General features: G+C 58.1%; 23 protein-coding genes and 1 riboswitch. Of the genes, 6 read left to right on the forward strand and 17 right to left on the reverse strand.

Annotated features, from left to right (window positions below; all coding sequences use genetic code 11):
- Window positions 1-175 precede the first annotated feature (175 nt).
- Complete coding sequence (locus BN1128_RS15960; RefSeq protein ID WP_042870532.1) at window positions 176-1051, reverse strand: DUF2726 domain-containing protein; 876 nt, start codon at window positions 1049-1051, stop codon at window positions 176-178.
- Window positions 1052-1244: 193 nt separating this feature from the next.
- Between BN1128_RS15960 and BN1128_RS15965 the strand changes: the two genes are divergently transcribed.
- The 3 genes from BN1128_RS15965 to ppx all read left to right on the forward strand — a co-directional run bounded on the left by BN1128_RS15965 (window position 1245) and on the right by ppx (window position 5382).
- Window positions 1245-1757, forward strand: a complete 513-nt coding sequence (locus tag BN1128_RS15965) for a glycine cleavage system transcriptional repressor (protein ID WP_042870534.1) — start codon at window positions 1245-1247, stop codon at window positions 1755-1757.
- A 75-nt stretch (window positions 1758-1832) separates the two neighbouring features.
- The gene (gene ppk1, locus BN1128_RS15970) at window positions 1833-3902 is read left to right on the forward strand and encodes a polyphosphate kinase 1 (RefSeq protein WP_042870536.1); all 2070 of its coding nucleotides are present in this window, start codon (window positions 1833-1835) and stop codon (window positions 3900-3902) included.
- Window positions 3892-5382, forward strand: coding sequence for an exopolyphosphatase (gene ppx / locus BN1128_RS15975; RefSeq protein WP_042870538.1), 1491 nt, complete (start codon window positions 3892-3894; stop codon window positions 5380-5382). The genes ppk1 and ppx overlap by 11 nt, the downstream gene beginning before the upstream one ends.
- Window positions 5383-5465: 83 nt before the next feature.
- Here ppx and mgtE read toward each other — a convergent pair whose 3' ends face one another.
- The 14 genes from mgtE to BN1128_RS16045 all read right to left on the reverse strand — a co-directional run bounded on the left by mgtE (window position 5466) and on the right by BN1128_RS16045 (window position 19947).
- The gene (mgtE, locus tag BN1128_RS15980; RefSeq protein WP_042870540.1) at window positions 5466-6809 is read right to left on the reverse strand and encodes a magnesium transporter; all 1344 of its coding nucleotides are present in this window, start codon (window positions 6807-6809) and stop codon (window positions 5466-5468) included.
- Between the two features lie 122 nt (window positions 6810-6931).
- A riboswitch (M-box (ykoK) riboswitch) is annotated at window positions 6932-7101 on the reverse strand.
- Window positions 7102-7320: 219 nt separating this feature from the next.
- Window positions 7321-8529 carry a flagellar hook-associated protein FlgL gene (gene flgL, locus BN1128_RS15985; RefSeq protein WP_042870541.1) on the reverse strand — a complete coding sequence of 403 codons (1209 nt, stop codon included), beginning with the start codon at window positions 8527-8529 and terminating at the stop codon, window positions 7321-7323.
- Window positions 8530-8533: 4 nt separating this feature from the next.
- Window positions 8534-10534, reverse strand: a complete 2001-nt coding sequence (locus tag BN1128_RS15990; RefSeq protein ID WP_042870543.1) for a FlgK family flagellar hook-associated protein — start codon at window positions 10532-10534, stop codon at window positions 8534-8536.
- Window positions 10535-10537: 3 nt separating this feature from the next.
- A complete protein-coding gene (gene flgJ / locus BN1128_RS15995; RefSeq protein WP_042870545.1) occupies window positions 10538-11614 on the reverse strand; it encodes a flagellar assembly peptidoglycan hydrolase FlgJ in 1077 nt (358 codons plus the stop codon).
- Window positions 11615-11657: 43 nt separating this feature from the next.
- On the reverse strand, window positions 11658-12755 hold the full coding sequence (locus tag BN1128_RS16000; protein ID WP_042870547.1) for a flagellar basal body P-ring protein FlgI: 1098 nt from the start codon (window positions 12753-12755) through the stop codon (window positions 11658-11660).
- A gap of 8 nt (window positions 12756-12763) precedes the next feature.
- Window positions 12764-13435, reverse strand: coding sequence for a flagellar basal body L-ring protein FlgH (flgH, locus tag BN1128_RS16005; RefSeq protein ID WP_042870548.1), 672 nt, complete (start codon window positions 13433-13435; stop codon window positions 12764-12766).
- 60 nt (window positions 13436-13495) lie between these two features.
- Complete coding sequence (gene flgG / locus BN1128_RS16010) at window positions 13496-14284, reverse strand: flagellar basal-body rod protein FlgG (protein ID WP_042870550.1); 789 nt, start codon at window positions 14282-14284, stop codon at window positions 13496-13498.
- Window positions 14285-14298: 14 nt separating this feature from the next.
- On the reverse strand, window positions 14299-15045 hold the full coding sequence (gene flgF, locus BN1128_RS16015; protein WP_042870552.1) for a flagellar basal-body rod protein FlgF: 747 nt from the start codon (window positions 15043-15045) through the stop codon (window positions 14299-14301).
- Between the two features lie 145 nt (window positions 15046-15190).
- Window positions 15191-16552, reverse strand: a complete 1362-nt coding sequence (flgE, locus tag BN1128_RS16020) for a flagellar hook protein FlgE (RefSeq protein ID WP_042870555.1) — start codon at window positions 16550-16552, stop codon at window positions 15191-15193.
- Between the two features lie 10 nt (window positions 16553-16562).
- Window positions 16563-17297, reverse strand: a complete 735-nt coding sequence (locus tag BN1128_RS16025) for a flagellar hook assembly protein FlgD (RefSeq protein ID WP_042870557.1) — start codon at window positions 17295-17297, stop codon at window positions 16563-16565.
- Between the two features lie 15 nt (window positions 17298-17312).
- Window positions 17313-17732 (reverse strand): flagellar basal body rod protein FlgC, encoded by a 420-nt coding sequence (gene flgC, locus BN1128_RS16030; RefSeq protein WP_042870559.1) that lies wholly within the window; start codon window positions 17730-17732, stop codon window positions 17313-17315.
- Window positions 17732-18130, reverse strand: coding sequence for a flagellar basal body rod protein FlgB (gene flgB / locus BN1128_RS16035; protein ID WP_042870562.1), 399 nt, complete (start codon window positions 18128-18130; stop codon window positions 17732-17734). The genes flgC and flgB overlap by 1 nt, the downstream gene beginning before the upstream one ends.
- A 62-nt stretch (window positions 18131-18192) precedes the next feature.
- Complete coding sequence (locus BN1128_RS16040) at window positions 18193-19017, reverse strand: CheR family methyltransferase (protein ID WP_042870564.1); 825 nt, start codon at window positions 19015-19017, stop codon at window positions 18193-18195.
- Window positions 19018-19035: 18 nt separating this feature from the next.
- Entirely contained in the window at window positions 19036-19947 is a 912-nt protein-coding gene (locus tag BN1128_RS16045; protein WP_042870567.1) for a chemotaxis protein CheV, read from the reverse strand.
- A 222-nt stretch (window positions 19948-20169) separates the two neighbouring features.
- On the opposite strand from BN1128_RS16045, the gene flgA reads away from it, so the two are divergent.
- From flgA to BN1128_RS16060, 3 genes are all read left to right on the forward strand, one after another.
- The gene (gene flgA, locus BN1128_RS16050; RefSeq protein ID WP_042870646.1) at window positions 20170-20775 is read left to right on the forward strand and encodes a flagellar basal body P-ring formation chaperone FlgA; all 606 of its coding nucleotides are present in this window, start codon (window positions 20170-20172) and stop codon (window positions 20773-20775) included.
- Between the two features lie 88 nt (window positions 20776-20863).
- Window positions 20864-21184 (forward strand): flagellar biosynthesis anti-sigma factor FlgM, encoded by a 321-nt coding sequence (gene flgM, locus BN1128_RS16055; RefSeq protein WP_042870570.1) that lies wholly within the window; start codon window positions 20864-20866, stop codon window positions 21182-21184.
- A complete protein-coding gene (locus BN1128_RS16060) occupies window positions 21181-21597 on the forward strand; it encodes a flagella synthesis protein FlgN (RefSeq protein WP_042870572.1) in 417 nt (138 codons plus the stop codon). Before flgM ends, BN1128_RS16060 begins: the two co-directional genes overlap by 4 nt.
- A gap of 65 nt (window positions 21598-21662) precedes the next feature.
- Here the strand turns inward: BN1128_RS16060 and yfcE are convergent, their stop codons facing one another.
- The gene (gene yfcE / locus BN1128_RS16065) at window positions 21663-22205 is read right to left on the reverse strand and encodes a phosphodiesterase (RefSeq protein WP_042870574.1); all 543 of its coding nucleotides are present in this window, start codon (window positions 22203-22205) and stop codon (window positions 21663-21665) included.
- Between the two features lie 10 nt (window positions 22206-22215).
- Window positions 22216-23853, reverse strand: a complete 1638-nt coding sequence (locus BN1128_RS16070; RefSeq protein ID WP_042870576.1) for a peptide ABC transporter substrate-binding protein — start codon at window positions 23851-23853, stop codon at window positions 22216-22218.
- Window positions 23854-23898 lie beyond the last annotated feature (45 nt).

A 23898-nucleotide genomic window follows, 5' to 3' on the forward strand; every position in this document is an offset into this window, starting at 1 on the left:
AATTCCGACGCATTGTCAAAAATTGTCGCATTTAACCTAAGTTTATCGACGCAACTGCGGAATAAGATAAATTTTGTCGCCTCTTTTTGATGGGAAGCACAAACAAGATAACGAGACGGGACTATCGGCCACCCGTTCCCGGCCCCATGACGAGGCCAGGAATGGCGACAGGGGGTCAGTGACGGGCGTTAGTGTGAGGCGCGGCGTAGCGGCACTCGGGGAAGCGGCTGCAGGCCATGAACAGGCGGCCGGCATGAGGCCCTTTCTTGGCCTCCCGCTCGACCAGCGGGGCATCGCAACGAGGACAATGAGGCGCCTGGTGCGGGTGATCGTCCTCTTCGTCATCCACCTCGGCAAACAGGTTGTCCACCAGCTCGCTGTCTGTGGCAGAAACCAGCGCGCTCCTGACCGGGGTCGTGACGGTCGACATGGTCGAGGAACTGGACGACGAACGGCCGCCATGACGGGTCTCTTCCGTGTCGACACCATCGAGCAACAGGGGGCTGAAGGTCGGCTCGCGACGCTCACCCGGCATCAGATCGTCGGCCAGCGGCTCGGTCTTCTTGATCAGCAGCGGCAAGATCAGATCCCGCAACTCTTCCACCTGATAGTGGCTGCTTGCCGGGATCTGCAGCAGCGGCAAACCGGCGCTGTCGAAGGCAGCCTTGAGGAAGCTGTCCCTGGCTCTGCGCTTCTGCTGGCGGTGGGAGCTGTCATCGAGTTCGATGGCGCAGATGAAGGAGAGATCGGCCGGGTGGCAGAGCAGGTAATCCAGGTGCTTGGCGCTGATCTTGTTGAACGCCTGCTGCCACTTGCTTTTGCCCATGCCCGCCTCCGGGGTCAGCACATCGGCCACCCGCACCTTGGCAAACACCCGGGCCTTGTCACCGACCGCGAGATCCAGCACGCCGAGGAAGGAGCGCTCGGCCGGACTGAACAGGGTCTCCTGCACATCATAGGGCAACGGCTTGCCTTTCTTGCCTCGAGTCCAGAAGACCGCCAGCAGGAGCAGCACCAACAACACCAATCCCGATACGACAAGGGTATTCATGAGCGCACTATCCAGTTCACAAAACAAAAGAGGGGCATCACTCTACCACAGGGGCCCAGTGGCAGGCAGCGCTGAAACATGGCCCGCCCCCTCCCTTCTGCGCTTTTTCACCCTATTTACGCCGGGCGGGGCTTCATATGGCCTGTCACAGCAGGCACAATGGCTATAGAAACCCAATTCCAAGGAGAGCAGGATGCAAAAGCAATTGGTCGTGACAGTGATAGGCACAGACAAACCCGGCATAGTCGAGAGTCTGGCGGATGTCATCACTCAGCAGCAGGGCAACTGGCTGGGCAGCTCCATGAGCGAGCTGGCGGGACAATTTGCCGGCATCCTGCACGTGACAGTACCCGATGAGCACTACCGCAACCTGTGCGAAGCGCTGGTGATGCTGCCTGGCCTCACCATCAGCTTTGCCGAAGGCCAGCCCGGCCAGGAGCCGGAGCGTCAGGTGATGCTCAGCGTCACCGGCAACGACAGGGCCGGTATCGTCCACGAAGTGGCCAGCATATTGCGCCAGCTCAACATCAACGTGTCCGACCTCACCACGGGTTGCGAGCCAGCCCCCCACTCCGGTGCACCGCTCTTCTATGCCCATGCCCTGGTTGCCCTGCCACCCCAGCTCGAACTCGACGATCTGATCACCGCGCTGGAGTCTCTCTCCGACGATCTGGTGGTCGACATAGACCAGGCTTTCGCAGACTGAGCGGATGGTCATCACCCTGTCATATTTTTACGCCATTACTGCCGCGCAGACGCGACCCGACCACAGAGGCATCACATGAGCACCGACAAGCAGTATGAAGAGAAAGAGCTGAGCTGGCTCTCATTCAATGAACGGGTGTTGCAAGAGGCAATGGACAAGACGGTGCCCCTCATAGAGCGGGTCCGTTTTTTGGGTATCTTCTCCTCCAACCAGGATGAGTTCTTCAAGGTGCGGGTGTCGGACGTCAAGCGCCGCATCCTGATCAATGAAGTTCACGGCGGCGGCGACGAGGCCAAGGTGTTGCTGCGCGCCATCCAGCAGAAGGTGATGGCGCTCGGCGAAGCATTCGACAACACCTACAAGGAGCTGTTGATAGCGCTCGCCCGCCACAACATCTTCCTGGTCAACGAGAGCCAGATCTCCGAGTCGATCCAGCAGTGGCTGCGGGTCTTTTTCAGGGAGAAGGTGCTGCGCCACATCATCCCGATCCTGCTCAACAAGGAGGTCAACCCGGTCAAGTTCCTCAAGGACGAGTACACCTATCTGGCCATCGAGATGAAGAAGAATGGCCAGGTGATCCAGTATGCCCTGGTGGAAGTACCGACCGACGATCTGCCCCGCTTCTTCCAGCTGCCGCCGGAAGGGACTCGCCGCAAGAAGCAGATCATCATTCTGGACAACGTCATCCGCTTCTGTCTCGACGAGATCTTCAAGGGCTTCTTCGACTACGACGAGATAGCCGCCTACGCAGTCAAACTGACCCGGGATGCCGAGTATGATCTCTCCGACCAGCTGGATCTCAGTCTGGTGGACAAGATGAGTGACGGCTTGAAGCAACGCCTCACCGCCATGCCGGTGCGCTTCGTCTACGAGCGGGAGATGCCCGCCGCCATGATAAGCTTCTTGAAACTCAAGCTGCAGATCAGCTCCTACGACGCCATCATGCCAGGCGGGCGCTATCACAACTTCAAGGATTTCATCGGCTTCCCCAACGTGGGCCGGGATTATCTGGAAAACCCCAAGCTGCCGGCCCTCGATTGCCGCGACTTTGACGGCTTCGTCAACGCCTTCGATGCCATCGCCAAGCAGGACATTCTGCTCTACTACCCGTACCACAAGTTCCACCACTTCACCGAGCTGGTGCGCCAGGCGGCGTTCGATCCGGCGGTCAGCGCCATTCGCATCAACATCTACCGGGTCGCCAAGAAGTCGCGCATCATCCACTCCCTCATCGATGCCGCCAACAACGGCAAGAAGGTGACAGTCGTCGTCGAATTGCGCGCCCGTTTCGACGAGGCGGCCAACATCGACTGGGCCAACATTCTCACCGACGCAGGGGTCAAGGTGGTGTTCGGGGTGCCGAGCCTCAAGATCCACTCCAAGCTCTGCCTCATCACTCGCCATGAACATGGCGAGGCGGTGCGCTACGCCCATATCGGCACCGGCAACTTCAACGAGAAAACGGCGAAGATCTACACCGACTTCTCTCTGCTGACCCGCCACCCGGATATCACAGCCGAGGTGGAGGGGGTGTTCGAATACATCGAGTACCCCTATAAACGCTACAAGTTCAACCACCTGCTGGTCTCCCCCATCAACAGCCGCCGTCAGCTCTATCGACTCATCGACAACGAGCTCTCCAACGCCAAGGCGGGCCAGCCCAGCGGCATCACCCTCAAGATCAACAACCTGGTGGACAGGGATCTCATCAACCGGCTCTATGCCGCCGGCCAGGCCGGGGTGCCGATCCAGATGATCATCCGTGGCATGTGTGCCCTGCGCCCCGGCGTGCCGGGTCTCAGTGACAACATCCAGGTGATCAGCATCATAGACCGCTTCCTCGAGCACCCGCGGGTCATGGTGTTCCACAACAAGGGCAACCCCCAGCTCTATATCTCCAGCGCCGACTGGATGAGCCGCAACATAGATGGCCGGATCGAGGTGGGGACCCCCATCTATGACGAGCGCCTCAAGCAGCGCATCCTGGATATTTTGCAACTGCAGCTGAGCGACACCTGCAAGGCAAGGGTCATAGATGCAGACCAGCAAAACGCGTATGTGAAACGGGGCAACCGCCGCAAGATCCGTTCCCAGGTCGCGATTTACGACTACCTCAAACGCATAGAGTCAAACAATGGACAATAGCCTGTACGCCGCCGTGGATCTTGGCTCGAACAGTTTTCACATGGTGATCGCCCGCCTCAACGAGGGACGTCTGCAGATCGTCGATCGCATCAAGGAGCGGGTCCGGCTGGCGGAAGGAATGGATGCACAGCGCCGCATGTCGATGGAAGCCATGGGCCGGGGGCTCGACTGCCTCGCCCTGTTTGCCGAACGACTGACCAACATCAAGCCGGATCAGATCCGCATTGCTGGCACCTATACCCTGCGCCGCGCCAGCAACGCCCGCGAATTCGTGAGCGAGGCGACTAAGGTGCTGAACCATCCCATCGAGATCATCAGTGGTCAGGAAGAGGCGCGCCTCATCTATCAGGGGGTTGCCCATACCCAGCATATCGAAGGCCAGGTGCTGGTGGTGGATATTGGCGGTGGCAGCACCGAGCTCATCATAGGGGAAGGCTTCGATCACAAGGCACTCACCAGCCGCAAGATGGGCTGTGTCAGCTTCACCCAGCATTTCTTTGCCAACGGCAAGCTGAGCGAGAAGGCCTTCAACGGCGCCGTGCTGGAGACCCAGCATCAGCTCGCCCCTATCATCAACCAGTATCGCAAGTTGGGCTGGCAGAGCTGCCTCGGCAGCTCCGGCTCGATTCGAACCGTGCGCGACGTGCTGCAAGGGGAAGGCTGGACCGATGGCGCCATCACGCTGGCGGGGCTGGAGCGGCTCAAGCGGGAGATGCTCGACCACAAGCGGGTCGATCAGTTGAAACTCGCCGGCCTGACCGAGGAGCGCCAGGAGGTGTTTGCCGCCGCCGTGGCCATACTGCTTGGACTCTTTACCTCTCTGCCCATAGAGAGAATGGAGTATTCGGACGGTGCCCTGCGCGAAGGGTTGCTGTATGAATTCGAGGAGCGCTTGCAGCACCACGACATTCGCGAGCGTACCGCGCTTGCCCTCTCCACCCACTATCGCATCGACAAGCGCCAGGCCAACCGGGTCGAGCAGAGCGTGCTGGCCCTGTTCGATGCCCTGAGCGGTCCCTGGGAGATGCCGGAGGAGCCCTATCGCGCCATCCTCGGCTGGGCGGCGCGACTGCACGAGATTGGTCTGGCCATCAACTACAGCGGCATCCATCGCCACTCCGCCTATATCTTGCAGCACACGGATCTGCCCGGCTTCAACCAGGACGATCAGGCACTGCTGGCGGCGCTGGTGCGGTTTCAGCGCAAGGGGCTCAAGCTCTCCGAGCTCCCTCCCCTGCCCAACCACGACGAGCAGACCGTGCTGCGTTGCATTCGCATCCTGCGCCTCGCCGTGGCGGCGCACCACAGGCGCCAGGACAACCTGTTGCCGGAATGGAAGGTGCAGGCAGCCGAAGATCAGCTGGTGGTCACCCTGCCGATCGATTGGTGCGACGAGAACCGCCTGCTGATGCAGAACCTGGAGAAAGAGCACCGTTATTGTCAGGAGCAGGGCTGGCCGCTGCTGTTTCAGCTGGGCTGAGCCCCACTGTTCGGCAGGCAGACAAGCAAAAAGGCAGCCCAGGCTGCCTTTTTGCTGTTTGACTCATCCGCGCCAGGTGCGGGTTACTGCAACTCGGGCAGCAACAACTTGGCCATCTCGAAGTAGATGATGAGGCCGGTACCGTCCACCAGGGTGGCGATGAAGGGGGCTGACACCACCGCCGGGTCAATCCGGAAGCGACGCAGCACCATGGGGATAATGGATGCCACAGTGGCGCTCCACAGCACGATGGCGATGATGGTAAAGGTCACAACCATGCCGATCTCGGGACCGACGCCCAGGCTCCAGGCCCGGATCCAGGCCGCCACTGCAATCGCCGCCGAGATGAGCAGACCGGTGGAGAGCTCCTTTTTCAAGACAGTCCCCAGGTTGCGCATGCTCACTTCGCCAACCGCCATGGCGCGCACTATGGTGGTGGTGATCTGGGTACCACTGTTACCGCCGGTACCAATGAGCAGCGGGATGAAGAAGGCCAGCGCGATGGCGGCTTCCAGCTGTTCCTCGAACGCCCGCAGCACAGTACCCGTATAGGCTTCGGCCACGAACAGGATCAACAGCCAGCCGATCCGCTTGCGCCACAATTGCCAGGGGGTCGCCTGCAAATAGGGAGTATCGAGCGGCGAGGAGCCGCCCTGCATCTCGGCATCCTCGGTGGATTCGAGCTCCAGGATGTCGGCGGCATCATCCACATGGAAGATACCCACCAGCTTGCCCTGCTCCTCCACCGGCAAGGTCGAGATGTCGCGGTCGATCAGCAGGCGCGCCGCCAGCTCCTGATCCGCCCGGGCGTTGATACGCACCGTATCCCTGTCCATCAGCTCGCTGACCGGCAGCAGAGGATCCGCTATCAGCAAGGATTTGAGCGCTATGCTGCCGAGCAAACGATTCTCGGTGTTGACCACATAGAGGTTCTGGAACAACTGGGCGTTGTCCCAGGCATCGTGGATCAGCTGCTTGGCACTGCCCACCGTCTCCTGATCGCCGATGGCCAAAAATTCATGGCGCATGTTGGCACCGACCGATTCGGTCGGCCAGTCGAGCAGGGAGTAGAAGGTGGACTGCACCGGCTCTGGAAAACGGGAGAGCAGCATGGTGCGATCGCTGCTACCGAGCCGGCGCAGTATGGCCAGCATGTCGCGACGGGGCATGGCCCCTTGCAACAGACCGACTATGCTGGCGTGCAGCCGCATCAGCAGGCGTCCGGCACAATCGGCCGACAACGAGCTGAGCAGCGCCGCACCCTCGGCAATGGGCAGGGTATCGAAGATGCAGTTGAGCTCTTCCGGACGCAGGGTCAGCAGTTGATCGGCACGCTGAACCGGATCCAGATTATTCTCCAGCCAGCCCTGCAGGGCGGCCAGATCGAGCAGTTGATGACGATTGAGTAGAGTCTGTGTTTTCTTCATCACAAATGACCTCATGTGATTTCAGGCTGAGCCTGAGCGCGATCGGATATCCGGTCGCTGTCTGAAAGAAAACAGCAATTTGATTGACGAGTAATAGGCAGGAAATGACGCCGTCCGGCGTGTCATCATCCCCACGTACCAGCTTTAGCACTGTATAACGTATCCGGCATGCCGGAAGCCACTTGGGTTTACACCTTAATCCGATGAAAACTGTCCTGAGCTTGGGCGTCTCTCGACGTCGTGAGATCAGTGGCCTTTGTTTATACAGGAGCCTCGCCTAACGAGATGCTGCAAAAAAATCAGCACAACCCTCTGTTGTGCGGGCTGAATGATTATCGAATGCGCTGTGTGAGTCAACCCGACAGGGAGGGCTAAATGGCCCATTGCAACAGCTTGTTACAATTGGAGAAAAAGAGGATTTAAACGAGGATATATCAGGAAGTAGCAAACAAGATACGAATGCCCCCCTGTTCATCGCATCCCGCAATGCGCTGAACAGGGGCGGAAAATATCAGCGAATATAGTCAAACAGGGTCAGTTTGCTTATTTTGCTGAAGGAGAGCTGGGAGGCGCTCAAGGCCGCATCCTCTTTGGACAAGGCGGCAATGACTTCATACAAGTCAGCCTCGGAAACCTTGGCCCTGGCCTGCTGATTGAGAGTACTCAGCCCCTCGTTTGAACCCAGTACCTGCTCCAGGCTGTTCATCCTGCCGCCAATCTCACCCAGCCCCTGATCGACATTCAGCCGGGCATTTTTCATGTGGGAAGTGGCATCCGCTACCTTCACCTGAAAATCGTCTGCCGAAATATTGGGGTCACGCAAAGCTGTAATGAAGTCGGACATGCCATCCAGAATGTTGTTGTTCTGGGGAGAGTCCAGCACAAAATTTTGCGCGGCGCCCCCTGCGGGCAGATCCAGAGTTAGCTCCAGACCATTGAAAGGGATCTTGTTGCCTGCCACATAATCACCGCTTTGCAGCAGAGCGCCACCACCATCCCGTATTTCATAGGTATCCGGTGCACCCGCCGCCGTGGTCACCGTATATTGGTTGCTGGCCAGCGCGGGGTCATAGTTGTTGCGATAAAAGCTGTCGAAATTGCCCTGATCGGCCACTCCGACCTGAATATTGGCGCTGCCCGCACTGCTGGTTCTGCGGGTCGGCACGATTTCAAACAGATTGAAGCCGGAGTCATTGGCCGCAATTTGCACCGTCGGAGAGACCTGGATATTGCGCTGGCCTGTATCCCCCTGGAAGAGGTAATTGCCGCTGGCATCCTGGACGAAGGGCTGGGTTTTGCTTTGGTTCCCACCAAAAATGAATTCGCCCTGGGAGTTCTTGCTGTTCATCAGATCGAACATCTGCTTTTGCAAGCCTTCCAGCTCGCTGGCGATCGCCTTGCGATCATCGGAGCCTACCGCCGAGTCGTTCGCCTTCTGGATCAAGGTCTGGGCACTGGTCATGGCGGTGTTGAGCGCGGTCAGCACAGTCTCTTCATGGCCCAGGCTGTTCTCAAGCAGACTGCCATTGACGCCATACTGCTTGAACAGATCTATCTCCTTGGTCAGCGCCATCTTCTGGCTCATGCCGGAGGGGTCTTCTCCCGATGTCTTGAATTTATCTCCACTCTGCAGCTGTTCATAAGCCGTGCTCAATCTTTCATTGGCGTTGTTCAGGGAGGAAATATTCCGGTTATAGACCATGTTGGTGGTAATACGCATGAACTTACCTCACTGATGACAACAGGGTATCGAAGATGGTCTTGGCCGTGCTGACCACCTGGGCCGATGCCGCATAAGACTGCTGGTAGCGGATCAGGTTGGCCGCCTCTTCTTCGAGACTCACACCGGAGACGCTCTCGAAAATATTGGTACTCTGGGTCAGCTTTGCCTCGTTGGCCTTGAGCAGCGTCTTGGCCTGGCTGGTGTTGTTGCCCACCCCGGTCACCAGGCCGGAATAGGCCTCGTTGAAGGTCATCTTGTCGTTGCTGGTGCCCGTATTGGTGCTTTTGCGCACCAGATCCTTGTTCTGCAGCTCAGCCAGTGCCAAACCATTGGCGTTGTCGGCAAAACCATCCTGATTGTAGCTCAAGGTGAAGCTGTCTTTGGGCTGTACCGTGCCGGTGATACTGAACTCGTAGCCGGGCGACTGGGTCGGGTTCGCATACACCTTGGGCCCCCCCAGCGGGCTCTCGATGGCAGCCATCAGGTTCTGGCCCTTGCTGGCAGCCGGCGCCACCCCGATCAGGGTTGTGCCGTCCGCCGCATAGACTTCGTAGTTGCCGCTGTTGTCGACCTTCACCACTTGGGGAGCCGTCGGATCCAGGGTGTTGGTACCAAAACCCGATCCCGTGCTGGTGTTGAAGACACCGTTGAGCTTGATCTCGGCAGAGCCGAAGTTGTTCTTGCTCTTGTCCGCCTTGAGGGGGGACGCCAGCGCCAGATCCTCGGGGCGGGTGGCAAGCTGCCCCAAGCCGGCGGCCGCCCGCTTGGTCGGCTGCAGCAGGATGCGATCCCCTGCTGCCGGCGTGCCGGACAGATCAATCTCTATGCCATGGCCCGGTAGCTGGAACTTGGCAGGGGGCGTGGTGCCGGTCGCCAGCGAGGTACGATTGCCGTCCTTGTCCAGCGAGAACACCTCATAACCCGTGGCGCTGCTGAACTGCACCTCGTAATCGAAGGTGGTTACTTCACTGCCCTTGCCGGGCACGAAATTAACCTTGGCGGCACCCGTGCCTGTGTTCTGGTCATAAGGCAGGCCGTCGCTGACACCAAGGGAGAAGAGATCCCCCCCCAGCTCGTTATCCAGATCCATGCCCAACCGGTTCTGCTGGTTCATGGCATCGGCCATGGCCGCGGCCAACTGACCCAGTTCGCGCTTGGCCGGCTCCAGATCATTGCGCGCGGAGAACAAGCCCCCCATGCCGCCACCAATGGTGCTTTCGTTGATACTGGTCTTGTTGGTTCCCGCGGTCAGCTGCAGCTCGGATTCGCGGGAATCAGGATTACCCGGCACGACGCTGAACTGGGCCACCCCGCCATTGAGCACCAGAGAATGCCCCGTGCTCATGTTGATTAGCATGCTGCCATTGGCCTGGGGCACTGTGCGGATCTCCATCTTCTCGGAGAGCTGGCGGATAGCTTCATCCCGCTGGTCGAACAGCATCAGGTTCTCTTCCGGCGAGCCCTGGGTACGGATGATGGCCTGGTTCAGATCGTTGATGCTGTTGATGAGGCCGTTCACCCGCTTGGTCTCGTCACCTATGGTGGTATTAATGGTGTCGGTCTGCTTGTCCAGCTGGGCCGACAGGGTATGAAAGCGGTTGACCATGCCGCTGAGCTCGCTCAGGGTGGTCTTGCGGCCGGCAATATCGGCCGGCGCTTCGTTGGCGGTGTGAAACGCCTTGAAATAGGAGGTGATGGCGGCCCCGACGCTGTTGCTGGTATCCCCCAGCAGGGTATCGGTATTGGAGAGCTGCTCGTAGCGGGTGGCCGAGGCAAAATAGGCGGAGGTGTCGCGCCGTACTTCGCCCTGGGCATAGGCATTGATGACCCGCTCAGTCAGCATGTCGCCCGTGCCCAGACCGACGGAATTGGTATAGATCAGGGTACGTTCGCGCACATAGCCCTGGCTATTGACGTTCACTATGTTGTTACTGGTGGTCTGCAGCAGTCGCTGCTGGGCCATCACACCCGAGGTACCAATTCCAAGCAGATCGCTTGCCATGACTTACAGCTCCATTTCGGTGTACTGGGCAATGGCATCACTGCGCAATACTTGTTTCAGTTTCCTGGCGTACTGGGGATCCGTCGCATATCCGGCCTGTTGCAGGGCTTCGAAATAACGGTCCGGGTTGTCCACCTTGGCCAAGGCGCCCTTGTAACGAGAGCCTGAGGTCAGGAAATCGACATAGTCGTTGAAGCTCTCTTCGAACGACTCATAAGAGCGAAACGATGCCTTCTGGCGCGAGGCCACCCCTTGCTCATATTCCAGGGTGCTGACCACCGCCTTGGGGCCTTCCCAACGCGGATCGGCCTTGATGCCGAACAGGTTGTGAGTCACCTGCCCTTCCCCGTCCTTGATCACCCGCTTGCCCCAGCCGCTTTCCAGCGCCGCCTGGGCCACCAGCACCGCCGGACTCAACCCCAGCTTGTCGGCTGCCTTCTTGGCAAGCGGCATCAGGCGATTGACGAACTCTTCCGGGGTTTCAAACACTTGCGCCGTCTTGTCCAGCGCCTTGGTTCCCTGTGCAGCCTGCACACCCTGCGCGGACCCCATGGGAGGAACCGTGCGACGGGGGCGATGCGGCACAGCCAGTGGCTGGGCATCGGCACTCATCTCTTTATCAGCAAAATCTTTGCCAACTTTTGAGGCAGAGATGAGATCGTTCGGGGCAGAGGTAGGCGGCTGGTAGGGTTTGTAGACCCGTTCGGTGCGTTGCGGCATCTTGAGCACACGCCCATCGTGACGGGTAAAGGTCTCGGGTGAGAGCTGCTTGGCCACCATCTCGGCCAGCCCCATGCCTCCCTTGCTGGTCATGTCGGCGACCCGCTGTTCATCCAGCATGCCCTCGTAGAACTGGGTGTAGCTGCTGTTCATGGGGTTGTCCTGGGTCAAAGCCTGGTTGGCCTGACGCATGCCCTGAAACAGGGTCTGGGTGAAGATAGACTCGAACTGGCGAGAGGCAGCCATGAGCGCATCGGCCTTGCCCTCTTTGCTCTGACTCAGCTGGCGCAGACGATCCAGATTCTGGATATCCTGCACCATGCCCATATTCACGCCGCTGTTGGTGTCGAACTCTGCCATTTTGCTTACCTCATTGCCGCCCGTGGCAACCCCTTGCCGCTTGTTACAATATGACCAGCTGACCTTCGATGGCGCCCGCCTGTTGCAACGCCTCCAGGATCGCCATCAGATCGCCGGGCGCCACCCCGACCTGATTCACTGCCCGCACCAGATCATCCAGAGTCGCGCCGGTATCGAGCTTGAACATGCGTCCCTTCTCTTGTTGCACGTTGATGGTGGAGTTGTTGGTGACCGCCGTCTGACCGCCCGAGAGCGGGTTGGGCTGGGACACCTGCTGATTCTCGGCTATGGTCACCGTCAGCCCACCGTGGCTGATGGCCGCCGGTTTGAGCCGCACCTGACTGCCAATGACTATGGTGCCGGTACGGGAGTTGACTATGATCTTGGCGGCCTCGCTGGCCGGGTCGACTTCCAGATTTTCGATGGTGGCGAGGTAGGAGACCCGCTGCCCCGGATCCCGCGGCGCATAGACTTTGACCGAGGTCGCATCGAGCGCCTGCGCCGTGTTGGGGCCCACCAGATCGTTGACCACGTCCGCCAGCCGGCGAGCCGTGGTGAAATCGGGTCGATTGAGGTTGAAGGTGATGGTATCGCCCTGGCTGAAGGAGTTCGGTACTTCCCGCTCTACGGTCGCGCCGTTGGCGATGCGGCCCACGGTCGGCGTATTGACTACCACCTTGGAGCCATCGGCCCCTTCGGCGCCCAGACCGCCTACCACCAGACTACCCTGCGCCACCGCATAGACACGCCCGTCCAACCCCTTCAGGAAACTTTGCAGCAGGGTGCCGCCGCGCAGGCTCTTGGCCTCGCCGATGGCCGATACCGTCACGTCTATGGTCTGGCCCGGCTTGGAGAACGGTGGTAACTCTGCATGGATGGCCACAGGTGCCACGTCCTTGATCTTGGGTTTGATGTTGTCCGGCACCTTGATACCGAAGTTGTTGAGCATGGTACGAAAGGTCTGCTCGCTGAAGGCGTTGTTCTTCTCGCCGGTACCGGGCAAGCCAACGACCAGACCGTAGCCGATCAGCTGGTTGTTACGTACCCCTTCCACCGAGCTGATGTCCTTGATACGGGAGGCGTGGGCCATTCCCAGGGGCATCAGGCAGCAGAGCAGGGTCACAAGACGGAGTGACTTCATAACATCTCCTAGAGCGGCCACCAGGGGCCATTGAAAAAGCTGGTAAGCCACCCCTGCTCCTGACTGTTGGCCAGATCGCCGGTACCGCCGTAATGGATGCGGGCATTAGCCACCTTCTGAGATGAAACGCTGTTGTCCGATGTCACATCCTCAGGGCGCAGCATGCCGGTGATCCTGATATATTCGTTGCCATTGTTGAGCATGATCCACTTCTCGCCGCGCACTATCAGGTTGCCGTTGGGCAGCACCTTGGCCACGCTGACCGAGATATTGCCCTGCAGGCTATTGCTCTGATCCGCCTTGGCCTGCCCCTTGAAGGCGCTGTTCTGGCCCAGCGACGCCGACAGATCATAAGCCCCTGCGGTAACAGGAACACCACCAAGTGTTGCCGTATTCATCGTGAGCTTATTGTCCTTGCCGCTCTGGGTATTGGCCTTCTTGGAGGCAGAGGTCGACTCGGCCAGCTCGATGGTGATGATGTCACCCACCCGGTGCGCCTTGATGTCCGAATAGATGCCGTTGACCTGATCCGGTTGAAAAATGGCCCCGGTCGGTCTGACGGAGACCGGCTCCGATTCCCCGTAAACGGGAGCAAACTCGGGGTCATCTGGCTTGGCCGTGTTGAGGGTACTGCTGCAGCCCCCCAGCGCCAGCAGCCCCAGCATCCATATGGCTTTCATCATGCGCCTCCTACCGATGTGCGCGAGACCAAAAATGAGATCATGGTGTCCAGCACCCGCTTACGTACGCTGGATCAGGAAGGACATCATGCCGTCCACCGCCGAGAGAACTTTGGAGTTCATCTCGTAGACCCGCTGGGCCTGGATCAGATTGACCAGCTCTTCGGTCACGTTGACGTTGGATGTTTCCAGCATGCCCTGCTTGATGACGCCGAGCCCGTCCGCACCGGCAGTCCCCTGAATGGGGGCACCACTGGACTGGGTCTCGACAAACATGTTTTCACCCATGGGTTGCAGGCCGGAGGCGTTGACGAAGTCCGTGGTGTTGATCTGACCCACCACCTGGGATGCTCCGTCACCCTTGAGCTGCACGGATACCTGACCATCCTCTCCCACTGTCACACTCTGGGCGTTCTCGGGGATCTGGATTTCGGGTTGCAGCGGATAGCCGTTGCCCGGGGTGACGATAGTCCCCTCGCTATTGAGGGTAAACTGACCGTTGCGGGTATAGGCGGCGCTGCCATCGGGCAACTGGATTTCGAAGTAGCCGCGGCCGCTGATCATCAGGTCCAGCGAGTTGTCCGTGGTCTGCACGTTGCCCTGGCTGTGGTTTTTCTGGGTGGCAACGACCTTGGCACCGGCCCCCAGCATCAGTCCGGATGGCCGTTCAGTGTCCGCTGAGGAGCGGCCACCGGGCTGGTTGATATTTTGGTAAAGCAGATCCTCGAAGATGGCCCGTGATTTTTTGAAACCCACGGTGCTGGCGTTCGCCAGGTTGTTCGAGGTGACCGCGATGTTGGTCTGCTGTGCATCCAAGCCGGTCTTGCTGATCCAGAGTGCAGGGTTCATTTAAAACTCCTTGATTAGCTGATACGCAGCAGCTGGGTTTGGGCTTCGTCGTTCTCTTCCGCGGTCTTCATTATTTTGACCTGGGTTTCGAACTGACGTTGCAACCGGATAAGGTTGGTCATCTCATCGACCACGTTGACGTTGCTGCCCTCGAGCGAGCCGGCGATGAGGCCGACATTGGCCGAGGCGGCTTCGGTCTGGCCATCCTTGCGACGAAACAAGCCGTCCTGCCCCTTCTCCACCGCATCGGCGGCAGGCTTTACCAGCTTGATACGCTGGAAATCCTCGGGCAAGTTGGCCGCGGCACCTTCGGGACGACCGCTGATGGTGCCGTCCCGATTGATCTCGATCTTTTCCATCGGCAACGGCAGCACTATGGGTTGTCCACCATCGTCCACGACGTTGAGGCCGGTAGAGGTCTGCAGGTTGCCGGTCGCGCTCAGCTGCAGGTTGCCCATGCGGGTATAGGCTTCGCCACCCTTGGGATCCTGCACCGCGATCCAGCCCTGACCGTCAACGGCCACGTCAAGATCCCGACCCGTGGTCATCAGCATGCCATGCTGCAGGTTTTGACCCGGCCGCTCCGTCATGGCGAACACCCGGGATGGCAGCCCTTCGCCGAACGCCTGCATGCTGCGCGCCTGCTCGAAGTCAGACTTGAAGCCGATGGTGTTGGCGTTGGCCAGGTTGTTGCCACGCACAGCCAGGCTGTTCATGTTCTCCTTGGCCCCGGACATGGCGATGTAAAGCAGGTGATCCATGGGATCCTCCGTCAAACTGATGACTCTGGAGAGAGAACTGCAATTTGAGTGCCAATACCGGATCAGGAATGAAAAGGGGGGGATAAAACAGGAAGGAAACGCTGAGAAAAAGGGCGCCGAGGCGCCCTTGTCATCGTGTTATGACTTAACGGATCTGCAGTATGGTCTGCTGCAGCGAGCTGTTCACTTCGAGCGAACGGGAGTTGGCCTGGAAGTTGCGCTGCGCCGTGATCAGGTTCACCAGCTGGGAGGTCAAGTCCACGTTGGATTGCTCCAGCGAGGAGGACTTGATGCTGCCAAAGGTGCCCGAATTGGGGGTACCCGGCAAAGCATCGCCGGAGAGCAGGGACTGGCGCCAGGAGGTATCACCCACCTGGGTCAACCCTTGCGAGTTGGCGAACTTGGCCATGGCGACCATGGCCACTTTCAAGGTGGTGGCGTTGCTGTAGGTAGCGGAGACGATGCCATCGGCGGTGATCTCGACCTTGGTCAGACGGCCAACGGTGGAACCGTCCTGGGTCAACTTGTTCACCTCAAACGGGGAGGAGAATTGGGTCACATTGGTGAGCTTGAGCTCCACCTGCTGGGTACCATCAGCGCCATTGGTGATGATGCCGGCCCCCGGTGTTCCCAGTGCTATGGTCTTGATGGTGGCCGGCGTAGTCGGCGTAATCATCTTGCCATCGGCATCAAAGGTGACGCGAGCCGCCAACGGAGGAGTGGTGGTCACGCTCGCAGCCATTGTCGTGGGTACACCACCGCTCACATCGATCGGCTTTTTGTCCTCGTACATGTACATGCGCCAGGCGGTCGGGCTCGCAGGCTGGGTAACGTTCAGCGGATCCGCCTCCTTGACGAAATATTGAGTAATGACATGGGGTGAGCCCAACGAGTCATAGATGGTGACCGAGGTCGACGCAGAATAGCTCTTGTCATTGGTCGGATCGAAGATGGAGGCGTCTGTAGCAGTATTCCCGGCCGCAAGCGGCTTGGCATCTGACGGGAAGTTGAAGCTTGCTTCAATTGTGCTGGTCTTGGTCGGCACACCTGCCTTGTCAGGGATCTGGATGGGCTTGGTAGCGTTGATGCTCACCGCCTTCGGCGTGCCATCCACGTTGACCTCATACCCCTGCAGGTAATGGCCCTGATTGTTGACCATGTAACTGTTTTCGTCGAGCTTGAAGGCCCCGGCCCGGGTATAGGTGCGATCCAGATTGGTCAGACCGTCCGAGGTCACGAAGAAACCATTGCCCTGAATGGCAAGGTCCAGCGAGTTGTTGGTGAATTGCAGTGCTCCCTGATGGAACTGCTGCGCAACAGCCCCCGTGGCCACACCATTACCGACTTGTGTCTTGGCATTGACGAAGATCGAGTTCGCATACACATCGGCAAATTCGGCTCGCGACTCCTTGAAGCCGATCGAGTTGACGTTGGCAATGTTGTTGGCGGTGACGTTCAGATCTTTTTGTGCCGCGTTGACACCGCTCAAGGCATTGTTAAATGACATATCCAGCTCCTTAGATCGATGCTGTAGGCTTGGTCGTTGGTGGTGTGGTCTGGTTGGAATTGGTTCCTGAAATTTGCAGGATATTGTTCAAAAATTCAGTTCCAAGCCCCCTCAAATTGAGGCGGGTAGGATTCGAGGCATTACCCAAGGCAACGCTATCCACTTTGCCATAAGCATATGTAGCAATAGTTTCTGACTTGCCATCCACGGTACCGCTGGCTTTGATGACATATTTGCCGGATGTGGACCGATTACCAGCCTTATCTGTCCCATCCCAGGCAACCTCAACATTGCCTAGCTGCTCTCCTTCAAGGGGAAACTCCTTGATAACCTGACCCTTTTCATTCTCAATGGTAATCTTTATATTTGAATATTTATTCGTCGTTCCGACTGCAACGACACCAGAGAGGGAACCCTCCTTGTCTAAATAGCCCATATTGCTTTGCAGCAGCACATTTTGTCCTACTAAAGAAGACGCTTGCAGGGCCTGGCTGGAGATCATCTGGTCATTAAGTTTCCCCATCTGGGTCGACAGACTCGCGATTCCTTCCGAGGTCGACATCGATGACATTTGGGACAGCATCTGGGCGTTGTCTACCGGCTTGAACGGATCTTGATAAGAGAGCTGCATGGTCAGCAGCTTCAGAAACGATGCCTGATCCAGCTCTTTCTTGGGTGTCGTTGTGCCAGTGGTCTGTGATGTGGTACGGCTGATACCGTTCACATTATTGGTTGTATCTACCATCTGTGCTTACCCCTATCAGGACTTGCCAAGCTGAAGCGTCTGCTGCAGCATCTTCTTGGCAGAATCGGCAACCTGCACATTGGTCTGATAACTGCGTGAGGCGTTGATCATGTCTGCCATCTCTTCCACCATGTTGACGTTGGGCTTGAAAATAAAGCCGTCCTTGTCAGCCATGGGGTGGCCCGGGTTGTACTCCTTGAGCAAGGGGGCCTCGCTCTCGACAATCCCCTTCACCTCGACCCCGACGGATGCCTGCTTGTCTGACATGGCCTGATCCAGCTGAGCGGCAAAGATTGGCCGCCTGGCATGGTAAGTATTTTCCACACTGGAGCTGACGCTGTCGGCGTTGGCCATGTTGCTGGCCACCGTATTGAGTCGAACAGACTGTGCACTCATTGCCGAGCCTGCAATGTCAAAGACCTTGAACAAACTCATTACTGTTCTCCTTTCAGCGCCTTCAGCAGGCCACTGATCTTGCTATTCATAAATTCGAGGGAGGTCTGGTACTCAAGGCTGTTACGCAAGAACTCGCTGCGCTCCTGCTGCACGTCTACCGTGTTGCCATCACCGGTATCAGGCTGCAGGGGATTGCGGTACTGCGTCAGGCCAGGGGCATCCGACTGCAAGGCAAAGTGCTTCTCACTGGTCGTCGCCAGACCGAACCCCTGCTGATGCTGGGCCTCTTCCAGTGCCTGTGAGAAGTTGATATCCCTGGCTTTGAAACCCGGGGTATCCGCGTTGGCAATGTTGCTGGACAACACCTCTGCACGCTTGGAGCGAACACTCAGCGCGTATTGATGAATACCAAATGCCTTGTCGAATGAAATTGCCATAGCACACCTCCTGCTTGATAAATTATTAGCAAGAGGTGTGCCAAAGGGGATTTAGGCGGGGATTATTTGACTTTGTAGACGATGCCGGGATTACAGCGGACCATTTCGAACCTATCGGTCAGACCGGCCAGTGACTCGGAAGCCCCCAGCATCAGATAACCGCCGGGATTGAGACTGGCTGCGAACTGGTTGAGGATCTTGGACTTCACTTCCGGCGCAAAATAGATGAGTACATTGCGGCAGAAGATGATGTCGAACTTGCCGAGCAGGCTGTAGCTTTCCAGCAGGTTCAGCGGCCGGAAGGTGGTCAATTTTCTGACACGCTCCACCACCCGCATCTTGTTGTCGCCATACGCTTCGAAGAACAGCTTCTTGCGCTCCGGCGACAGGCCGCGGGCCAGCGCCAGGCTGTCGTACACTCCCTCCTTGCACTGGTTGAGCATGGTACTGGAAATATCTGTGCCCACTATCTGCACGCCACCGGGCAAGGAGCCTGGCTTCTTGACCTGCTGCTCCAATGCCGTCATGGCGATGGAATAGGGCTCCTGGCCGGACGAGGACGCGGCCGACCAGATCTTGATCGGACGACCGCTCTTGCCGAGTTCAGGAAAGATTTTGTCTGTCAGCAACTGGAATGGATAGGTATCCCGAAACCACAGGGTTTCGTTGGTGGTCATGGCATCAACCACTGCCATTTTCAGGTCACGCTCACGCACACTCATCGCTCGCGTAACCAGATCAGACAGACTCTCAATACCAAACTGAGTCATCAAGGGCGAAAGCCGACTCTTGACCAGATACTGTTTGTTGTCACCCAGCACGATCCCGCTCTGTACCGCCAGAAAGTTGCTGAATTGTTTGTATAAGTCGTCCGAAAGTGTCTTCATGCAGTTTGTTCTTCTTGATTAGAGTGCGCCTTGTACGGCCTTGGCCAATTCATCTGGCTGGAATTTGGCAATGAAATTGTTCGCACCGACTTTCTGCACCATGGCCTGATTGAACACCCCACTGAGGGATGTGTGCAGAATAACATGTAAGTCCTTGAGATTGGGATTGTTGCGGATCTCGGCGGTAAAAGTATAACCGTCCATTTCCGGCATCTCGATGTCCGAGATCACCAGGGCAATCTGATCCTTGATTGGGCCATTCTTGGCCATCTCCAGCAACATGTTGAGCGCCTCACGCCCATCCTTGGCCAGCACGCACTGCACGCCGATAGCCTCGAGGGCCCGTTGTACCTGCTTGCGAGCAACGGAAGAATCGTCTGCCACCAGCACGGGGCGACCATGGGTATTGTGTTCGGCACTGGCATCCACCAGTTCGGCACTCACCTCGGTCGACACCGGAGAGATCTCGTTGAGGATACGTTCAACGTCCAGGATCTCCACCAGTTCGCCATCCACCTCGGTGACCGCCGTCATGTAGTTGATGCGACCAGCGCCTTTGGGGGGTGGCAGAATGGATTCCCAGTTCATGTTGATGATGCGCTCGACCGAGTGCACCAAGAAACCCTGCACTGAACGGTTGTACTCGGAAATGATGATGAAGCACTTGCTCAGGTCCTCGATAGGACGCTTGCCTACCGCCATGCTGAGATCGATCACCGAAATAGTCTGGCCACGGATATGGGCAACCCCGCGAATGCAGGAGTTCAACTTGGGCATGACGGTCAAAGAGGGACATTGCAACACTTCACGCACTTTGAATACGTTGATGCCAAATCTTTGACGTCCATTGAGACGAAACAACAACAACTCCAACCGGTTTTGTCCCACCAGCTGGGTACGTTGGTTGACCGAGTCCAGAATACTGGCCATAAACACTCCCTAAAAACGCTTGGCACTAATCATGCATGCGTGTTGGCTTGCGTCAGACTATCGATGTCACTACAAACGAATTCTGAAGCAAGCATAGTTAAATATGGTGATATGCGTGAACAACTTATCGGCCTGCGAGCGAAAATGATTAGTAGACTTTTCCTCACCTTACTGCTGTTTTGCGGTATTTCTCACGCCACGGCATCCGAGGTGACCAGCTATCTGCAAGAAATGGCTCAAGAGTTTGTGCTCGGCCAGCTCGATATTCCGCTCGACGCCCAGGCACAGGTGCAAGCCGCTTCCATCGATGAACGCCTGCCCCTGAGCCGCTGCGAACAGCATCTCACCATCAGTTTCCCCGCCAGGATGGAGGTGCGTCGCAACACTACCGTCTACCTCAAATGCGAGGAGGATAAACCCTGGGATCTCTATTTGCCGGTTCGGGTCAGCATACAGAAGCCCTATGTGACCGTCTCGGCGCCGGTGGCCAAGGGCGACATCCTCAGCGAAGGCATGCTGACGCTGGCCTATCAGGATCAGACGCTGATCCGCGGTGACTATCTCAGCGATCCTACCCCCCTCATAGGGGTGCGCAGCAAGCGGGAGCTCAAACCGGGTCAGCCCATACGGCTCACCCAAGTCTGCGTGGTGTGCAAAGGCGATCAGGTCACACTCAGTGCAGAAAATAGCAGCATGCAAATCAAAACCATGGCCCGAGCCTTGCAAGATGGCAGCTTCGGAGACATGATCAGACTCGTCAATATTCGTTCAGGAAAAACGGTGCAGGGAAAAGTCAGCGCAGTCGGCGCCGTGGTGGTCACCTTCTGAATGTTTTAGGTTACTTTTTTTCTAAAGTTCTGACGACCGTCACCGATAAACAGGTAAGCGAACAGCAAAGCAGACGAAGGTAAACAATATGGCTATCAACAATATCAACAACCTAGCGAACAATCGGTTGCAAAACACCGGTAGCAGCCAAGGTGCCAATACCAAACCAGCGACCTCGTCCCCCGACAACCGTGCGGCGACCGTCAAGACCGACTCCGTCTCCTTGACCAATGAGGCGCAGCAATTGCAACAGATGCAGAAAAACCTCAACTCAGCCTCTACCGGTAATGAAAGCCGGGTCGAGAGCTTGAAGAAAGCCGTGGCCAATGGTGAATATCAGGTCAACAGCGAGGCTGTTGCCAAGAAGATGTTCAGCTTTGAATCCAATCTGGACAAGCTGCTGGGATGATTGATTTACCTTCGCTGCTGCATACCCAAGACGAATACCTCTCCCAGATGCAAGGTTTGCTGGAGGAGGAATTCAACCTTCTCAGGCAGCACCAGGCACTGGCGCTGCCTGAACTGGCAGAGCGCAAGCAGAAACTGCTTGCCGATATTGAAGTGCTGGATCAAACCCTGGCCCAGATGCCCGAGCTGCAACAACAGCTGAATGCCTTTCCCGAACAGATGCATCTCCTGCGTGAGAAGCTTGATGCCTGCCAAGAACAAAATGATCTCAATGGTCGCCTGCTCGAACTCAGCATCGTCTCCAACCGCCGCCTGGCCAGCTTCCTGAGCAAGTTGCGCGATCGCAACTCCCTGACCTATGACGCCAAGGGCAATACCCGTTCCGGTACCCGCTCATTCGGCATCAAGGCCTGACCTCTCCCTTCTCGCTTCCAGTTTTCCCTCACAGCCATCCCTGATCAGCGCCTTCGTCACACACCTTACAAGATCAGACGCAGCAAGGCCTCGCTGTCCACACAGGCATGGATGCTCAATACCCCGTCTTCATAGCGGCCATAGCTTGCCGCCAGCTCTCCGCGTGGAAAACAGATGGATCCAGGATTCATCAGCACCAGCTCCCCTTCCCGCTGCAACACGGGCATATGGGTATGGCCGCTGATGAACAAGCTGCCGGCCGGCAGCTGCACCGCTTCCGGGCGATAGAGATGGCCATGGCTGACAAACCAGCGCCGGCCATCCACCAACAACTGGTTGTAGGGAGCCATCATGGGGAAATCCAGCAGCATCTGATCCACTTCCGAATCGCAATTGCCACGCACCGCCATGATCTGCGGCGCCAGCTGATTGAGCCGCTCGGCCACGGCGGCGGGGGCATAACCCGGCGGTACCGGGTTGCGCGGGCCGTGGTTGAGCACGTCGCCGAGCAACAGATAGTGATCCGGCTGCCAGGCGGCAAGCTGGTCAAGCACCAGCTCCAGAGCACTCAGGCTGCCGTGCAGGTCCGAAATAATGGCAATCTTCATCGCTCGCTCCTCACGGCTGACTGAAATAGAGATCCTTGGTGGCAATCGCCCCCTTGAGATTCTGAACCGGCAAGCCACGCAGGGTGGGATCCACCAACCGCATCTGGTTGTAGTGATAGACGGGAATGGCGGGCATCTCGTCCATCAGCAACTGTTCGGCCTGACGGTAGAGCCCGGTCCTGACGTTCCCATCCAGGGTATCCGAGGCCTGTTGCAACAGGCCGTCAAAGGCCGGATTGCAGTAGCCGCTCTCGTTCTGGGGATCCTGGCAACGGAAGCTGTTGAGCATGGACGAAGGCTCCACGTAATCCCCGAACAGGAAGGAGCGGGCCAGCATGAAATCCCCGCTGTCTTTGGCCACCTGATAGGCGTTCCACTCCATGTTGTTGAGCGCCACTTCCACCCCCAGCGGCTTCCACATGGCGGCTACCGCCAGTGCCAGCTTCTTGTGATTTTCCGAGGTGTTGTAGGTCAGTGTCAGCTTGAGGGGATGCGCGCTGTTGTAACCCGCCTGTGTCAGCAGCGTGGTCGCCCTGGCCAGCCGAGTCGGCTGATCCTGCAAGGCCAGCGGCGAGCTCAACGCCTCATAGCCAGGCATGGTGGGCAGCAGTGACCAGGCTGCTTGTTCACCCTGGCCGCTGACCTTCTCGGTCAGCAAATGGCGGTCTATGGTCATGGCCAGCGCCCGGCGCACCCGCACATCCTGCAGCTCGGGGCGACGCAGGTTGAAGGTATAGAGATAGGTGCCGAGCAGCGGCAGACCCCAGATCCGCTCGGGGGTCGCCTCTTTGGTCTTCTGGTAATACTCCAGTGCCACCTTGTTGGTGAGCTGGATCTCGCCCGCCTCGTAGCGCAGCCGCTCGGCGTGCAGGGAGGCAAGCGGCAGATAGGTGACCCGCTGGATCCGGGTATGGACATCGTCCCAATACTGGGCGTTGCGCTCCGCCTCGATGCGCTCGTTGGGCACCCAGTTCACCAGCTTGTAGGCGCCGTTGCTGACCAGCTTGCCCGGCTGGGTCCACTGCTTGCCAAACTGGTTGATGGCCTTCTCGTTGACCGGTACGAAGGGACGCTGGCTTATCAGCTGCAGAAAATAGGGCACCGGCCGCTCCAGGGTCACTTTCAGGATCTGCTCGCTCTCGGCCTCCACCCCCAGGGTATTGAGATCCAGCGCCCCTGCGTAGATGGACTGGGCATTGTTGATGCCGGTCGCCAGCAGCAGCCCGGCGGAGGGTGAGCCCTGCGCCGGATCCAGCAGTCGCCGCCAGGCATAGACAAAATCCTGCGCGCCGAGCGGCTCGCCGTTGGACCACTTGAGCTGCGGGCGCAGGAAAAAGCGCCACACCAGCCCATCTTCACTGGTCTCCCAGCGCTGGGCCTGAGCCGGCACTATCTTGCCCTGACCATCTTCGCTCACCAACCCCTCAAACAAGTCCACCAGCACGACCTCGCCCGGAAAACCGGAGCGGATCTGGGCCGGGTCGAGGGATTCCGGCTCGGCGCCGTTGCCCTTGACCAGGGTCTGGCGGTCCGACAACACGGGCTCCTGGGACACAGTGGTGGCCTGCACTGAAGGGGCCATCAACAGGCCCAGCAGCAAGGGAGAGAGCCAGCGACGGGCTGGCCGGAAAGCGGGGCACAAAACCATGACATAAACCTCGTTCAATTCACTTTATTTCAAGAAGGGGGAAGG

This window comes from Aeromonas piscicola, from assembly GCF_000820005.1.
GTDB lineage: Bacteria > Pseudomonadota > Gammaproteobacteria > Enterobacterales > Aeromonadaceae > Aeromonas > Aeromonas piscicola.

Excerpts from the sequence above, each read along its gene's own strand:
- BN1128_RS15960 (WP_042870532.1), bottom strand. The coding sequence starts at position 1,051 with ATGAATACCCTTGTCGTATCGGGATTGGTGTTGTTGGTGCTGCTCCTG.
- BN1128_RS15965 (WP_042870534.1), top strand. The coding sequence starts at position 1,245 with ATGCAAAAGCAATTGGTCGTGACAGTGATAGGCACAGACAAACCCGGC.
- ppk1 (WP_042870536.1), top strand. The coding sequence starts at position 1,833 with ATGAGCACCGACAAGCAGTATGAAGAGAAAGAGCTGAGCTGGCTCTCA.
- ppx (WP_042870538.1), top strand. The coding sequence starts at position 3,892 with ATGGACAATAGCCTGTACGCCGCCGTGGATCTTGGCTCGAACAGTTTT.
- mgtE (WP_042870540.1), bottom strand. The coding sequence starts at position 6,809 with ATGAAGAAAACACAGACTCTACTCAATCGTCATCAACTGCTCGATCTG.
- flgL (WP_042870541.1), bottom strand. The coding sequence starts at position 8,529 with ATGCGTATTACCACCAACATGGTCTATAACCGGAATATTTCCTCCCTG.
- BN1128_RS15990 (WP_042870543.1), bottom strand. The coding sequence starts at position 10,534 with ATGGCAAGCGATCTGCTTGGAATTGGTACCTCGGGTGTGATGGCCCAG.
- flgJ (WP_042870545.1), bottom strand. The coding sequence starts at position 11,614 with ATGGCAGAGTTCGACACCAACAGCGGCGTGAATATGGGCATGGTGCAG.
- BN1128_RS16000 (WP_042870547.1), bottom strand. The coding sequence starts at position 12,755 with ATGAAGTCACTCCGTCTTGTGACCCTGCTCTGCTGCCTGATGCCCCTG.
- flgH (WP_042870548.1), bottom strand. The coding sequence starts at position 13,435 with ATGAAAGCCATATGGATGCTGGGGCTGCTGGCGCTGGGGGGCTGCAGC.
- flgG (WP_042870550.1), bottom strand. The coding sequence starts at position 14,284 with ATGAACCCTGCACTCTGGATCAGCAAGACCGGCTTGGATGCACAGCAG.
- flgF (WP_042870552.1), bottom strand. The coding sequence starts at position 15,045 with ATGGATCACCTGCTTTACATCGCCATGTCCGGGGCCAAGGAGAACATG.
- flgE (WP_042870555.1), bottom strand. The coding sequence starts at position 16,552 with ATGTCATTTAACAATGCCTTGAGCGGTGTCAACGCGGCACAAAAAGAT.
- BN1128_RS16025 (WP_042870557.1), bottom strand. The coding sequence starts at position 17,297 with ATGGTAGATACAACCAATAATGTGAACGGTATCAGCCGTACCACATCA.
- flgC (WP_042870559.1), bottom strand. The coding sequence starts at position 17,732 with ATGAGTTTGTTCAAGGTCTTTGACATTGCAGGCTCGGCAATGAGTGCA.
- flgB (WP_042870562.1), bottom strand. The coding sequence starts at position 18,130 with ATGGCAATTTCATTCGACAAGGCATTTGGTATTCATCAATACGCGCTG.
- BN1128_RS16040 (WP_042870564.1), bottom strand. The coding sequence starts at position 19,017 with ATGAAGACACTTTCGGACGACTTATACAAACAATTCAGCAACTTTCTG.
- BN1128_RS16045 (WP_042870567.1), bottom strand. The coding sequence starts at position 19,947 with ATGGCCAGTATTCTGGACTCGGTCAACCAACGTACCCAGCTGGTGGGA.
- flgM (WP_042870570.1), top strand. The coding sequence starts at position 20,864 with ATGGCTATCAACAATATCAACAACCTAGCGAACAATCGGTTGCAAAAC.
- BN1128_RS16060 (WP_042870572.1), top strand. The coding sequence starts at position 21,181 with ATGATTGATTTACCTTCGCTGCTGCATACCCAAGACGAATACCTCTCC.
- yfcE (WP_042870574.1), bottom strand. The coding sequence starts at position 22,205 with ATGAAGATTGCCATTATTTCGGACCTGCACGGCAGCCTGAGTGCTCTG.
- BN1128_RS16070 (WP_042870576.1), bottom strand. The coding sequence starts at position 23,853 with ATGGTTTTGTGCCCCGCTTTCCGGCCAGCCCGTCGCTGGCTCTCTCCC.